The sequence below is a fragment of the Nonomuraea sp. NPDC050786 genome, assembly GCF_040654115.1.
Lineage (GTDB): Bacteria > Actinomycetota > Actinomycetes > Streptosporangiales > Streptosporangiaceae > Nonomuraea.
Map to the genome: position 1 here is coordinate 142,943 of NZ_JBFAHJ010000020.1, position 13,360 is coordinate 156,302.

The following is a 13,360-nucleotide window of genomic DNA, read 5'->3' on the forward strand; positions in this document are numbered from 1 at the left end:
GCACGGTCAACGTGGTCGCCGCGGCGCTGCCCAGGGAGCGATTCTTGTCCTGATGCTCGTACGGCCATGGTGATCGCTTGGCGGGCGGCTGGGCACGTGCATCCGTGTGTGCGGGCGCTCCGAGAGACAGGGTGTGGAACAGCCACCGGGCGAACGGGTGACCCGTCTGGCCCTGGGTTCGGCACGCGCGCTGGGCGTGCTGTTCCTGCTGGCGATGACGGGCTGGCAGGTGGCGTCGGGGCTGGATGCGCGGCCGGAACGGTTCGCCGGGCTGATCGTGGTGCTGCTGGCCGCGTGTGCGGTGGCTTTCGCGGCGGACGCGTGGGGCGCGCGTAGGGCGGTGGCCGCGTTCGGCGCGGCGGTGCTGACCGGGTATGTGGCCGAGATGATCGGGGTGCTGACGGGGTTCCCGTTCGGGGCGTACAGCTACAGCGACGTGCTGTGGCCGCAGGCGGGCGGCGTTCCTGTGGTGGTGGCGCTGGCCTGGGGTGGCATGGGGCTGGCGGCGTACGCGGTGGCGGCCGCCGTCGCGCCGGGCGGCGGGTGGGCGCGAGTGTGCGTAGGGGCGGGCGCGCTGACGGCGTGGGACCTGTTCCTCGATCCGCAGATGGTCCGGCTGGGGTTGTGGACGTGGACGCAGGCCGGCTTCTACCGGGGGATTCCGCTGAGCAACTTCGCGGGCTGGCTGCTGGTGTCGGTGCTGGTCATGCTGGTCGTCGGACGTGTCTGCGGCGACACGGGGCCGGGGCGGGGGCTGCTCGTGCTGTACACGGTCATGGCGGTCATGGAGACGGTCGCCTTCGCCGCGGTGTTCGACCCGCCCGACCCGCTGGTGGCGGTAGCCGGGGGGATCGCGATGGGCGCGTTCGCGGCGCCGGCCTGGAGGCGCTCATGGCAGAGGTGACGGTGATCGGCGGCGGCGTGGGCGGCATGGTATGCGCGCTGCTGCTGGCCCGGCATGGGCACGAGGTACGGCTGTATGAGCAGTTGCCGCGGCTGGGCGGCAAGCTGGCCGAGCATCGCCGGGACGGGTTCTCCTTCTCCCTGGGGCCCTCGCTGGTCACCATGCCGGACCTGTTCCGCGAGCTGGGACTGGAGCGCGAGCTGGTCGAGCCCGAGTTGCTCTGCCGCTATCGGTTCTCCGACGGCTCGGTGCTGGACGCCCGGCGGGACCCGGAGCGGATGGCCGCCGAGGTGGAGCGGCTGGCCCCGGGTGAGGGACGGGCCTGGCGCTCCTTCCACGGCTGGGCCCGGGGCTGTCTGGAGGCGGCGCACCGGACCGTGTTCGCCGGGCCGCTGGTCCGGCAGCCCGGCGAGGCCAGGCTGTCGGACCTGCTGGCGGTCGCGCCCGCGCGTACGCTCGACGGACTGGCCCGCCGCTACTTTCGGGACGTCCGGCTGCGGCAGTACGTCGGCCGTTACGCCACTTACGCCGGGTCGAGCCCGTATCGAGCGCCGGCCGCGCTGGGCTGCGTTCCGGCGTTGGAGCATGGGCAGGGGGTTTGGTACGTGCCGGGTGGCTTGCCCCGGCTGGCCGACGACCTGGCGCTGCTGCTGAAGGCCGGCGGGGTGCAGGTGTTCCTGTCCGAGCCGGTCGCCGCCGTCGAGGCGAGCAACTCGCGGGTGACGGGGGTGCGGCTGGCGAGTGGCGAACGTGTCCGGGCCGACGCCGTGGTGGCCAACATCGATGCCACCGCGCTGTACGGCCGCCTGCTGCCGCATCGCCGCCGGCTGCGCAGGATCGCGCGGTTGGGGCCTTCGTCGTCGGCTCTGCTGATCCTGGCGGGGGTGGAGGGGCGCACGCCTGGGCTGCCGCATCACTCGGTGCTGTTCTCGGCCGACTATGAGCGGGAGTTCGGCGACATCTTCGGCCGCGGGAGCCCACCGCAAGATCCGACCGTTTACCTCGGGTGCTCGGCCGTGGACGACTCCTCCCAGGCTCCGGCGGGGGCGGAGAACTGGACGATGCTCGTCAACGTGCCCGCGCGCGATCCGGGCCGGTGGCCGATCGGGGCGGAGGCGTACCGGGATCTGGTCCTGGAACGGCTGGCCGAGCGTGGCCACGACCTGGCCGGCCGATTGCGTTTCGCCGACGTGTTCACCCCGGCCGACTTGCGCGACCGCTACGGGGCCTGGGGCGGCGCCATCTACGGCAGCGCCTACCACGGCAGGCTCGCGTCCTTCCTGCGTCCCGGCAACCGGGGCCCGCGGCGCGGCCTGTACCTGGTCGGCGGCTCGGTGCACCCGGGCGGCGGACTCCCGATGGTGGCGCTGGGCGCGCGAATCGTGGCCGGGCTGGTCGGCAAGGACTTCCCCGGCACAGGCGCCGCGGGCGTTCCGGGTGGGACGAGATGAGGCCGCTCACCGCCGCGCAGACGGTCGCGGCCGCCGCCGTGCTCGCCAGGCTGGCGCGCGGTCGGCGTCGGCTGCCGCCGCTGCGGGCCCTGCCGGACGCCGGCGTCACCGTCTCCGTGGTGATCCCCGCACGCGACGAGGCGGCCAGGATCGTGCCGTGCCTGCGTGCCGTGCTCGCGGCCCCCGCCGTCAGCGAGGTGATCGTGGTAGACGACGGCTCCCGCGACGGTACGGCTGAGGTGGCGGCCTCGCTGGGTGCCAAGGTCGTCACCGCCGGGCCGTTGCCGGGCGGTTGGGTGGGCAAGCAGTGGGCGCTGCACCAAGGGGTGGCGGTGGCGGGTGGCGAGGTCGTGGTCACCCTGGACGCCGATGCCCGGCCCGAGCCGGGCCTGTTCGGCGCGCTCGCGCAGGCCCTGCAGCGGTACGACCTGGTGAGCGCGGCCCCGCGGTTCGTCTGCGACGGCGTGCTGGAGCAGGCGCTGCATGCCTCCATGCTCACGACGCTGGTCTACCGGTTCGGGCCCGTCGGCCCGGCGAGCCCGCCGCCGCCGCACCGGGTCGTCGCCAACGGCCAGTGCCTGGCCTTCCGCAGAGAACAGATGACTGAGGTGGACGGGTTCGCGTTGGTCCGGGATCGGATGACCGACGACGTGGCGCTGGCCCGGCGCCTGGCCGCGCGGGGCTGGGCGGTGGGCTTCCTGGACGCCTCCGCTCTGCTGGAGGTCGACATGCACGACTCGGCAGGCGAGCTGTGGCGCGAGTGGGGACGTTCGCTGCCGCTGCGCGACGTGACCGGGTGCGGTTGGCAGGCGGCCGATTTGGCCGTCATCTGGCTGACCGGGGCGCTGCCCATGCTCCGCCTGGCCGCCGGCCGGCCCACCGGCCTGGACGCGGCGTTGCTGACAGTGCGGCTGCTGCTGGCAGGTGCGCTGCGCGGCAGCTATCGCGAGCCCGGCGTCGGCCTGCTGCTGTCGCCGCTGCTCGACCCGGCGTCCGCGTTCCGGCTGACGCAGGCCACGCTACGTCCCGTACGGACCTGGCGCGGTCGTACCTATCCGGACACCGCAGGGGCGCGGAACGTCAGCGGCGGCGCGCGGCGAGCGCAGCCTGGCCGAACCGCAGCCCGATGATGCACATCAGCCCGCCGGTGGCCGCCACCAGCTCCGCGGGCGCGAACAGCAACTGCAGCACCGGCACCCCGAACACCGCCAGGCGCGCCCCCACCGCGAACGAGCGCAGCGCCAGCGCCGTCCCCGCCAGCGCGGCCACCGCCAGCACGAACGCCGGCGGGCAGATGACCGCGATGCCGCCCGCGAAGGTCAGAACGGACCGGCCACCCCGGAAGCCGGCGAAGAGCGGCCATGCGTGCCCTGCCATGGCCGCCGCCACGGCCAGATACACCGGCACCACACTGACCTCGGCCACCACGCCCAGCGCGGTGGTGTGGGCACCACTGACCAGCAGCCCTACCAGGGCGGCCAACGCGCCCTTCAGCGTGTCGCCGGCGAACACCGGCACGGCCGCGCGCCGGCCGAGCTGCTCCTTGACGTTCCAGTACCCGGGGTTGCAGTCGCCGACGTCGCGCGGATCGACGCCGTGCACGCGGGCCACCAGGACCGCGACCGGCACCGAGCCGAGCAGGTAGCCGGCGATGACCGCCACCAGCACCTCAACCATCGCGTCGTTCCACCTCGTCCGGTACGACAGCGCCCGCGCGATGAAGCACATGGCCTTCGACCGGCCACTGCTGCGGCGCGCCGGCGGGCTGCTGTTCTGGAGGCTGCTCGGCACCGGCCGGGGCCGGGCCATGTCGCTGGGCGCCGACCTGCGCCGGTGGGCGCTGTTCGCGGTCTGGCGCGACGCGAGCGATCTGGAGGAGTTCCTGAGCAGCTCGTCGATCGCCGCCCGCTGGCGTACGGAGGCGGCCGAGAGCTGGCAGGTGCGGCTGACCCCGGTGGCCTCGCACGGCGCCTGGGCGGGACGCGACCCCTTCGACGGCCGGATCGCCCGGCACGGCGGTGAAGGGCCGGTAGCGGTGCTCACCAGGGCATCGATCCGGCTCAGCCGCCTGGCCGCCTTCTACCGGTCGGTGCCGCCGGTCGACGAGTTGCTGGTGCGGCAGGACGGCTGCCTGGCCTCGATCGGCATGGGCGAGTGGCCGCTGGCCCGGCAGGCGACCTTCTCGCTGTGGCGCGACCGCGAGGCGGTGCGCGCGTTCGCCTACCGCGGCGAGGCGCACCGGCGGGTCATCGAGCGGGTGCGGGCACACGACTGGTACGCCGAGGAACTGTTCGCTCGCTTCATCCCGCATGCCAGCCAGGGCACCTGGGACGGGACCGACCCGCTGCGCTGAGTCGGTCACGGCACCGGCTCCGTCGCCACGACCCCGGCTCCGGCTGCGGTGCCGACTGCGGTGCCGACTGCGGTGCCGACTGCGGTGCCGACTGCGGTGCCGGCCGCCGGGTCCTGCCCCGCCAGCGCGGACGCCACCACGCACGCCCGGGCGATCGTGGCCGCCCGGGAGGAGCCGTGCGCTACGACGACGGTGCCGCCCAAGCCGAGCAGGGCGGCGCCGCCGTGCGTTTCCGGATCGTAGCGGCGGGCGACCTCGGCGAGCCGGACCGGGGAGGCGATGCCGGCCTCGGCGACCATGGCCAGCGCCGTGCGGACGCAGCCCTCGACGTTCTTCAGCACCACGTTGCCCGTGAATCCGTCGGTGACGATCACATCCACCGTGCCGGCCAGCACGTCATGGCCCTCGATGTTGCCATGGAAGCGCACCGGCAGCTCGGCGAGCAGTTCCTCGGCCTTGCGGGTCAGCCGGTTGCCCTTGCCCGGCTCGACGCCGATCGACAACAAGCCCACCACCGGGTCGGGCCGGCCGAGCACGGCGCGCGCGTAGCCCACGCCCAGCAGGGCGAACTGGGCTAGCATGGCTGGGCTCGGATCAGCTGTCGCGCCCGCGTCCACCAGCACGCTCGCGCCGCCCCGCAGCGAAGGCAGGGCCACGGCCAAAGCGGGCCGCAGCACGCCGCCTGACCGGCCGATGCCGCGCACCGCGCACGAGACCACCGCGCCGGTGGATCCGGCCGACACGAACGCCCCGCCTGCGCCGCTGCTGACCAGCCGGCAGCCGATCGCGAGGCTGGAGGCCGCCCGGGCCGCGGCGGCGGGTCCGCGCTCGGCCATCGGCACGGCGTCGTCGGCGTGCACCACCGCGATCTCGCCTGTGGCATCGTGCCCGCGCAGTTCGCCGGTCAGCTGTGGTCCGTCGCCGACCAGGATGACCGGCACATGGTGCGTCCGCTGCGCCAGCACCGCACCGGCGACCGTTTCGGCAGGCCCGTGATCTCCGCCCATGGCGTCCAGGACCACGGGCGGTCCGGCGGTCACGGAAGCTCCACGCGGACACGGCGCTCGGCCCTGCCCGCCTCGGCGGAGGCCAGCAGGTGCCGGGCGAACACGGCCGCCTTGCGCCGGCGCGGCACCCGTACCCGATCGGCCAGGACCTCGAACCCGCGGCGCTCGATCTCGCCGAGAATGCCGCCGTACAGATCGAAGGCGGCGCGCACGCACGGCCGCGACGAGGCGACGAGCATGCCGATACCGCTCACGGCGGCACGGTAGTGGTCACGCGCGCGCCCGGCCTCGAAGGCGAGCAGGTCCCGCAGCGCGGTCCTGGTACGGCGGGCGCCCAGATCTCCCGCCCGCACCCCGAACTTGCCCAGGTCCTCCATCGGCAGGTAGACGCGGCCCCGGGCGAAATCCTCCCCGACGTCCCGCAGGAAGTTGGTGAGCTGGAAGGCCAGGCCGAGCTGGCGGGCCGGCTCGCGGGCCGCCTGCTCGCAGCCGGGCGCCGGCTCCAGCACCGGCAGCATCATCGTGCCGATGGCGGCGGCCGAACCGGCCATGTAACCAAGCAGGTCGTCATAGGTCGCGTACCGGGTCACCGACAGGTCGGCGCGCATCGACGCCAAGAAGGCGCCGATGTCGTCGTGGTCGATAGCGAAGGAGTGCACCGTGTGCAGGAACGCGGGCAGCACCGGATCGTCCGGCTTCGCCCCCGCCAGCCCGGCCTCGACCCGGGCTGCCAGGGCGTCGAGGGCGCGACCTCGGTCGGCGGTCATCGTGAAGGAGTCGACGATCTCGTCGGCGTAGCGCGCGAAACCGTACAGAGCGTGCACGTGCCGCCGCTTCCACTGCGGCAGCAGCCGGGTGGCCAGATAGTAGGAACGGCCGTAGCGGGCGTGGAGCCGCCGGCAGCGTTCGTAGCTGGCGGTGAGCGTCAACGGACCTCCTTGAGGATACGTTCGGCGGCGAGCCGGCCGGAGATCAACACGGGAGGCACCCCGACCCCGGGCGCGGTGTACATGCCGGCGAAGTGCAGCCCCGGCACCCGCCGGGCGACGCCGGAAGGGCGCAGCCACGCCGTCTGCGTGAAGCGGTGGTCGAGCGCGAACGGGGTGCCCGCGCTGTGCCCACGCGCCGCCCACGCGGGCGGGTCGAGCACCAGCCGGGGCGCGCCCGCGAGGTCGCCGTAGCCGAGTTCGGCCATGCGTCCGAGCAGCCGCGCCTCCAGCTTGGGGCGCAGCCGGCTCCAGTCGGCACGCCGCAGGTTGGGCGCCGGTTCGAGGACGCTGAGCGTAACGTGCCCGTCCGGCGCGGCCTCGCCGTCCGGCTCGGGGCAGGTGACCAGCAGGCTCGGGTCCGGCTGCGGCCGCCCCGCCGCCAGCGCGGTGAACGTCTCCCGCCAGGTCCGACCGAAATGCAGCGTGTGGTGCGCCTGACCGGCCAAGGAGCGGTCCAGGCCGACGTGCATCACCAGACAGGAAGGGGAATGGCGGGGGCGGCGCAGCCGCCAGTCGTCCGCCAGGTCCGGCAGCAGCCGCCGGGCCGCCAGCCGGTCACACGCGACGACCACGTGCCCGGCCGGCAGCCGTTCGCCGTCCTCCAGCAGGACGCCGGTGACGCCGTCGCCGTCGGTCTCTACCCTCTTCGCTCGTAGGCCGTATCGGATGCTTGCGCCCAGCTTCTCCAGCAGCGCCGCCATGGCCACCGGGATGGCGTGCATGCCGCCACGCTCGGGAAAGTACACGCCGCCGATGGTGTCCATGTGCGCGATGACGGCGTAGACGCCCAGCGCACGCTGCGGCGACAGCCCCACGTACAGGGCCTGGAAGGTGTGCGCCTTGATCAGGCGCGGGTCCGTCAGGTGACGGGCCGCCAAGCGGTCCAGCCGCCGGAAGCCGCCCAGCGCGGCCAGCCGCAACAGCGCGGCCGGCCGAAACAGCGCGCGCAGCCTGGTCATGTCCGCGTCGATGAACGCCGGCCACTCCACCCGGAACAGCTCGTCGAGCAGCCGCCGGTACCGCTCGTAGCGCGCCGCCTCCGCAGGCCCGCACACCGTGCGCACCTGCTCGGCCATCGCCTCGCGTTCTGGCAGCATGTCCAGCCGCGATCCGTCGTCGAAGACCATCCGGTACGACGGATCCAAACGGCGCAACGGCAGCCAGTGCCGCAGTTCCTGGCCGGCCGCGCCGAAGACCTCGGCCAGGAGGCCGGGCATGGTCAGCACGGACGGACCGATGTCGAAGCGGTACGCGCCGAGGCGCGCGGTGCCGCAGCAGCCGCCGGGTTCGTCACGTGCTTCCACCACGCTGACCTGCCGACCGGCCGCGGCCAGGTGCACGGCCGCCGCCAGACCACCCAGACCCGCCCCGATCACCACCACAGGGCTCATCAGAAGTCCCTCGTGGTGCACAGGACTGCCAGCTCCGTCAACGCCTGTCTGGCTTCCGGCGAGATGCCGGGCGGCGCGTCCAGCATCGTGACCGCCTCATCGACCAGAGTGGCGATGCGTCGCTCCACCGCCTCCAGCGCGCCGCAGTCCCTGATCAACTCTCGCGCCGCCGCCACCCCGAGCTGATCGGTGATGTCCGCCAGAAGCGCGCTACCCGTCCGCCGGCGGGCCTCGGCGAGCAGGTAGGTCGCCTTGCCCTGGAGCAGGTCCGCGCCGGCGGGCTTGCCGGTACATGCAGGGTCACCGAACACGCCGTTGACGTCGTCCCTGAGCTGGAACGCCTCGCCCAGCGGCAGCGCGTACGCGCTCAACGTCCGCCGGAGGCGTGGGCTGCCGCCGGCTATGGCATGGCCGAGGTGCAAGGGCCGCTCGACGGTGTACTTGCCGGACTTGTAGAGCGAGATGGTGCTTGTGCGCTCGTCGCCCGCTCGGGCGGCCGCCGTGCAGGCAAGGTCGAGATACTGCCCGCCGATCGCCTCCACCCGTAGCCGGGTGAGGATCTCAAGCGCGGGGCCCAGGCGCGGGCCGGTCTTCAGCAACGCCGCATCGGCCCAGCCCCAGGCGAGCAGCGCGAGCAGCGTCGCCGCTGACTCGCCGAACCGGTCGGCATCACCCCGCCAGCCCGACCTGCGATGCAGGGCGGCCAGCGCGACGTGCGCCGACGGCCGGCCACGACGCGAGTCCGCCTCGTCCATCACGTCGTCCAGCAGCAGCGCCGCCGCGTGCACCAGCTCCACGGCGCAGGCCGCGGGCAGCACCTCGGCCGGGCGTTCGCCGCCGGCCGCCCGGTAGCCCCAGTAGGCGAACGCGGGCCGCACCCTTTTGCCGCCGTTCAGCACGAAGTCCACCAGGAACTCGCGCACCAGCTCGACGTCCGGGCCGTCCAGGAAGCCGAGCCGCCCCAGCCGTTCGTCCAGCAGGCGCGCCAAGTGCCGGTCGACCAGCTCGCGCACCCGGCCGATCTGCGAGGTCACCGTGTCCATGCACGCAGCTCCTTCTGTCGCTGGAGAAAGCCTTCGCAGGAGGAGCGGACCTTGTTGCACACGATCCGAAACGCATCTTCACGGTAGCCATCGGACGCCGGATCCCAAACGGGACACGCCCGCGCGTGCATCCGAGGAACCCCGCAACCGCGAAAAGATGGTCGGACCCATCGAGCCGCAGCGGGAACACCATGGGCGAGGACAGACCGGTCAGCGTGGAAGACGCGAGCTACGGCATCGGAGCCGTCTCCCGGCGGCTGGGCGTTGGTCGCCGCGGAGCCCGGTGAGCTGACCGGCTGGATCTCCCCCGTGCTCCAGCGTCATCTCACCGGCCAGGCCCCCACTCAGGCGCGTACGAATCAAGAGAAAAGCTGAAGAATCCGTCACATGACCGGCCCGTGGCAGGTTCAGAGACGGTCGAGGTCACCGGTGAGATGCCGCTGCACCATGGGCGCTAGGAGGGCGATCAGGTCCTCGCGTTCGAGTGACGCGAGCGGCTCGACGCGCAGGACGTACCTGGCGGTGGCGACGCCCAGCAGATGCGCGCCGGTGAGGTTGGCCCGGAGTTCGGCGCGGTCGGCGCCGATGGCGCGGGCGAGAGGCAGCATCACCTCGTCGGCCATGAACGCGGCCACCATCGCTGACGCGCTGGGCGAGGCCGACGCCCCGCGCACCACCGCGAGCAGCCGGGCTCCCGTCACGGGGGCTTCCCAGAGCTCCAGGTAGCGGCGCAGGAGCCGTTCCCCGAGATCGTCGACGTCCCCCTCGCCTACCAGCGACGCCAGGTGGCGGGTGGGCGGGTCGGCCCGCAACGCGGCGTCGAAGAGCCCGTCCTTGCTGCCGAAGAACTGCAGGACGAGCGCGGGATCCACGCCGGCGGCCGAGGCGACGCCCCGGATGGTGGTCGCCAGGTAGCCGTGCTCGGCGAAGCTCCGCTGGGCCGCGCCCAGGATCGCCTCGCGCGTCCCCGACACTCCCGGTCGGCGTCCGCCTGCTCTTTTCTGACGCGTATCAGTCACCCGACCAGGTTAACTCACCCGTGTTGAGTTCGGATTGGGCGTCATCTATGTTGATCTCATCATCGTTGAGTTATCTCGCGGAAGGATGCCACGATGCCACGTACCGTAGTGATCACAGGGACATCGTCGGGCATCGGCAGGGCCTCGGCCCTGGCGCTGGCCGAGCGGGGCTTCACCGTGTTCGCCGGGGTTCGCAAGGAGGCCGACGGCGAGGCGCTGCGCGCCGCGTCCGGAGGCGGGATCGTCCCGCTGCACCTCGACGTCACCGACGAGACGTCCATCGCCGAGGCCGCCGTCCAGGTGGAACGGGCCACCGGCGCGTCCGGGCTGACCGGGCTGGTCAACAACGCGGGAACGGGGTCGCCGTGGCCCATGGAGCTGATCCCCCTGGACGAGTTCAGGTACCACCTCGAGGTCAACCTGATCGGCCAGCTCGCCGTCACCCAGGCGTTCCTGCCGCTGGTCAAGCGGGCCAGAGGGCGGATCGTCAACGTCGGCTCCGAGGGTGGTCGCGTCACGCTGCCGTTCCTGGGGCCCATCACGAGTGCCAAGCACGGGCTGGTCTCGGTGACCGACGCGCTGCGCATGGAGCTGCGGCCCTGGGGCGTACAGGTGAGCATCGTGGAACCGGGCGCCACGCGGAGCAGCGCCCCCGCCAAGCTGGTGGAGAACGGGCGCCGCGCGGTCGCGGAGCTCTTCTCCCTCCAGGGGCGTGCCGACTACGGCGCGACGTTCACGCACGTCATCGAGAAGATCGCCGCGGGCCACCAGCGCACCGGCAGCCCGCCCGAAGTGATCGCCGACGCCGTGGTGCGGGCGATGACCGTCCCGCGGCCGCGCACGCGCTATCCGATCGGCGGCCACGCCAAACTGCTGACGCGGCTGCGACGCGTCCTGCCGGACCGCGCGATGGAGGCGCTGGTCATGAAGATGCTCAACCTGGCCGAAGCCTCCACCACTGCAGGGTCGTGAACGCGATGTCGGTGGCCCCCGTCAGGAGGCGGGGCCGCACCACTCTGTCAGCACCCGGGCGAGGTCGCTGTGGTCGGGCCGGTCGCCGGCCCAGGCGAGGTAGCCGTCGGGGCGGATGAGCAGGCTCCGCGCGTCCGCCTTCTCGGGGACCACGTGGACGACCCGGTCCTCCCAGCCCTTCGGCGGGCTGATCCGGGTGCTGAGCACGAACCGGCCGCCACGGAGCGCCTCGTACAACCGGCTCGGCTCCTTGCCCTCGAGCGGCAGATCCGGCACCCGCCTGCCCACCCACTTGTGCGCGCCGTCCGGCGCGGGATAGCGGATGGCGATGCCGGAGAGCATGTTGAGTGCCACCGCCCGGCGCAGCGGCTTGACCCGCATGGCCACGCCGCTGACCTGGTTGCGCAGCGTACGCAGGAGGGGCGAGCGCAGCAGCGCCAGCCGGGTGAGGAGCCCGCTGGTACGCAGGACCGTCCTGCCCACCGGGTGTCGCTCGCTCTCGTACGTGTCCAGCAGGCCGGGCCGGGCCCAGCCGCGCACGGCCGCCACCAGTTTCCAGCTCAGGTTGGCCGCGTCCTGCAGGCCGGTGTTCATGCCCTGGCCGCCGGCGGGCGCGTGCACGTGGGCGGCGTCGCCGACGACGAAGACCCGGCCCATCCGGTAGTGGACGGCCTGCCGCTCCTCACTGTGGAAGCGGGACATCCAGCGCGGATCGTGCATGCCGAAGTCGGTGCCGTAACACTTGCGGGTCAGCCACTTCAGCTCCTCGAAGTCGACCGGCACGTCGTCGGGCAGATCGCCGTTGTCGTGGTTGCGCCCGATGACGCGGTACCAGCCGTCGCCGAACGGGGCGATGAAGACGAAGCCTTCGCGAACGCCGTTGACCGACAGCAGTCTCTCCGGCCGCTCCGTCAGCTTGACGTCCGCCAGCATCACCGACTGGGCGACGGCGTGCCCGGGGAAGTCGATGCCGGCGGCCTCGCGCACGGCGCTGTGCCGGCCGTCCGCGCCCACCACGTACGACGCGCGCACCGTCCGGGCGTCGCCGTCGAGCGTCCGCACGTGCACGTCCACCCCGTCGCCGTCCTGATCCAGGCCGGTGACCTCGTGCCCGGACAGCAGCTCGGCGCCGCTGTCGAGTGCCCGTTTCAGCAGTAACCGCTCGATCTCGTACTGCGGCGTGATGAGCATGTACGGATGACGGCCCGGCAGCTCGGCCATCCCGATCGTGACCTGGTCCCAGATCAACAGGCCGGGCACCGTGATGCCGGTGGCCAGGGCCTGGTCGGCCAGGCCGCGCATGTCCAGCATCTCCAGCGTGCGGGCGTGCACGGCGAAGGCCCGCGACAGCGGGGACTCTCCCGTGCGCCGCTCGATCACCGCGACCCGGACCCCGGCGCCTGCCAGGTCACCCGCGAGCAGCAGCCCGGTGGGCCCGGCGCCGACAATGATGACATCCGCGTTCATGATGCGTCCTCCTTGAAGGGAACCGTCCTGAGAAACAGGGCGACGTACGAGCCGACGTCCATGGCCTTGGGGGCTTGCCCGGCCGAGGGCGCCACGAGCAGCACGTTCAGCAGGGCATGGGTCACCAGCGGGGAGACGAGCATGAGGGCGGCGCTGTCCAGATCCATGTCCTCGATCAGCTCCGCGTCCCGGGCGGCCGCCAGCAGACCGCGCGCCCGGGCCAGCGCCCGTTCGGGAACGGCGTGCCGGAAGGTCTCACCGACATGCGGCAACCGCGGTGTCTCCGCGATGACGATCCGCGCCAGCTCCATGTACTCGCGGTCCATGAGCCCGGCCAGGAGCCGATCCGCGAACGCGCGCAGCGCGCCCAGCAGGTCCGCCCTGGAGGTCATGACGGGCGCAGCCTCATGCGCCTCTTCCGCGGTGGTGATGAGATGTTCGAGCACGTCCGCCAGGACGGCCTCCTTGCTCGGATAACGGGTGTACAAGGTCTCCTTCGACACGCCGGCCTCCTTGGCCAGGGCGGCCGTGCTCACCTTGGCGAAACCGTGCCGGAGGAACAGCGTCTTGGCCGCCGCCCGGATCTGGCGCACCTTGACGTCGTCTTGCTCCATTCATGCCCCCTTCTCGTCCGAACCGAACGGTACGGTTCGATCGTACCTCCCGTCCTCCCCCGTCACAAGCCACGATCAACCGCTCACGGTCGTGCGCCGCAGCGCCCGGAGCCGGTAGGCCGGTCGGCTGACAGATTCGCTGCCCGAGTC

At 72.7% G+C, this 13,360-nt stretch carries 13 protein-coding genes; 5 read left to right on the plus strand and 8 right to left on the minus strand.

What is annotated here, in order from left to right:
• The first annotated feature begins 133 nt into the window (after positions 1-133).
• Genes AB0H84_RS31700 through AB0H84_RS31710 form a run of 3 tightly spaced genes read left to right on the plus strand, consistent with a single transcriptional unit; the run spans position 134 to position 3,485 of the window.
• Positions 134-904, plus strand: coding sequence for a carotenoid biosynthesis protein (locus AB0H84_RS31700; protein ID WP_357612194.1), 771 nt, complete (start codon positions 134-136; stop codon positions 902-904).
• A complete protein-coding gene (gene crtI, locus AB0H84_RS31705; protein ID WP_357612197.1) occupies positions 892-2,355 on the plus strand; it encodes a phytoene desaturase family protein in 1,464 nt (487 codons plus the stop codon). The genes AB0H84_RS31700 and crtI (AB0H84_RS31705) overlap by 13 nt, the downstream gene beginning before the upstream one ends.
• Complete coding sequence (locus AB0H84_RS31710) at positions 2,352-3,485, plus strand: glycosyltransferase family 2 protein (RefSeq protein ID WP_357612200.1); 1,134 nt, start codon at positions 2,352-2,354, stop codon at positions 3,483-3,485. Before crtI (AB0H84_RS31705) ends, AB0H84_RS31710 begins: the two co-directional genes overlap by 4 nt.
• On the opposite strand, the gene AB0H84_RS31715 is transcribed toward AB0H84_RS31710, so the two are convergent.
• Positions 3,436-4,032 carry a glycerol-3-phosphate acyltransferase gene (locus tag AB0H84_RS31715; RefSeq protein WP_357612203.1) on the minus strand — a complete coding sequence of 199 codons (597 nt, stop codon included), beginning with the start codon at positions 4,030-4,032 and terminating at the stop codon, positions 3,436-3,438. The two genes, AB0H84_RS31710 and AB0H84_RS31715, sit on opposite strands and share 50 nt — an antisense overlap.
• Between AB0H84_RS31715 and AB0H84_RS31720 the strand changes: the two genes are divergently transcribed.
• On the plus strand, positions 4,007-4,708 hold the full coding sequence (locus tag AB0H84_RS31720; protein WP_357612206.1) for a spheroidene monooxygenase: 702 nt from the start codon (positions 4,007-4,009) through the stop codon (positions 4,706-4,708). The genes AB0H84_RS31715 and AB0H84_RS31720 overlap by 26 nt on opposite strands.
• A 5-nt stretch (positions 4,709-4,713) precedes the next feature.
• On the opposite strand, the gene plsX is transcribed toward AB0H84_RS31720, so the two are convergent.
• The 5 genes from plsX to AB0H84_RS31745 all read right to left on the minus strand — a co-directional run bounded on the left by plsX (position 4,714) and on the right by AB0H84_RS31745 (position 10,157).
• Positions 4,714-5,748: a phosphate acyltransferase PlsX gene (plsX, locus tag AB0H84_RS31725; protein ID WP_357612208.1), complete on the minus strand. Its 1,035-nt coding sequence runs from the start codon at positions 5,746-5,748 to the stop codon at positions 4,714-4,716.
• A complete protein-coding gene (locus AB0H84_RS31730; protein ID WP_357612211.1) occupies positions 5,745-6,644 on the minus strand; it encodes a phytoene/squalene synthase family protein in 900 nt (299 codons plus the stop codon). The genes plsX and AB0H84_RS31730 overlap by 4 nt, the downstream gene beginning before the upstream one ends.
• Positions 6,641-8,095 (minus strand): phytoene desaturase family protein, encoded by a 1,455-nt coding sequence (gene crtI / locus AB0H84_RS31735; protein ID WP_357612214.1) that lies wholly within the window; start codon positions 8,093-8,095, stop codon positions 6,641-6,643. Before crtI (AB0H84_RS31735) ends, AB0H84_RS31730 begins: the two co-directional genes overlap by 4 nt.
• A complete protein-coding gene (locus AB0H84_RS31740) occupies positions 8,095-9,138 on the minus strand; it encodes a polyprenyl synthetase family protein (RefSeq protein WP_357612218.1) in 1,044 nt (347 codons plus the stop codon). The genes crtI (AB0H84_RS31735) and AB0H84_RS31740 overlap by 1 nt, the downstream gene beginning before the upstream one ends.
• Before the next feature lie 407 nt (positions 9,139-9,545).
• Positions 9,546-10,157 carry a TetR family transcriptional regulator gene (locus tag AB0H84_RS31745; RefSeq protein ID WP_357612220.1) on the minus strand — a complete coding sequence of 204 codons (612 nt, stop codon included), beginning with the start codon at positions 10,155-10,157 and terminating at the stop codon, positions 9,546-9,548.
• A 93-nt stretch (positions 10,158-10,250) separates the two neighbouring features.
• Between AB0H84_RS31745 and AB0H84_RS31750 the strand changes: the two genes are divergently transcribed.
• Positions 10,251-11,129 (plus strand): SDR family oxidoreductase, encoded by an 879-nt coding sequence (locus tag AB0H84_RS31750; RefSeq protein ID WP_357612223.1) that lies wholly within the window; start codon positions 10,251-10,253, stop codon positions 11,127-11,129.
• 21 nt (positions 11,130-11,150) lie between these two features.
• Here the strand turns inward: AB0H84_RS31750 and AB0H84_RS31755 are convergent, their stop codons facing one another.
• Together AB0H84_RS31755 and AB0H84_RS31760 are read right to left on the minus strand one after the other, a co-directional pair.
• Complete coding sequence (locus AB0H84_RS31755; protein ID WP_357612226.1) at positions 11,151-12,596, minus strand: FAD-dependent oxidoreductase; 1,446 nt, start codon at positions 12,594-12,596, stop codon at positions 11,151-11,153.
• The gene (locus AB0H84_RS31760; RefSeq protein ID WP_357612229.1) at positions 12,593-13,210 is read right to left on the minus strand and encodes a TetR/AcrR family transcriptional regulator; all 618 of its coding nucleotides are present in this window, start codon (positions 13,208-13,210) and stop codon (positions 12,593-12,595) included. Before AB0H84_RS31760 ends, AB0H84_RS31755 begins: the two co-directional genes overlap by 4 nt.
• Positions 13,211-13,360 lie beyond the last annotated feature (150 nt).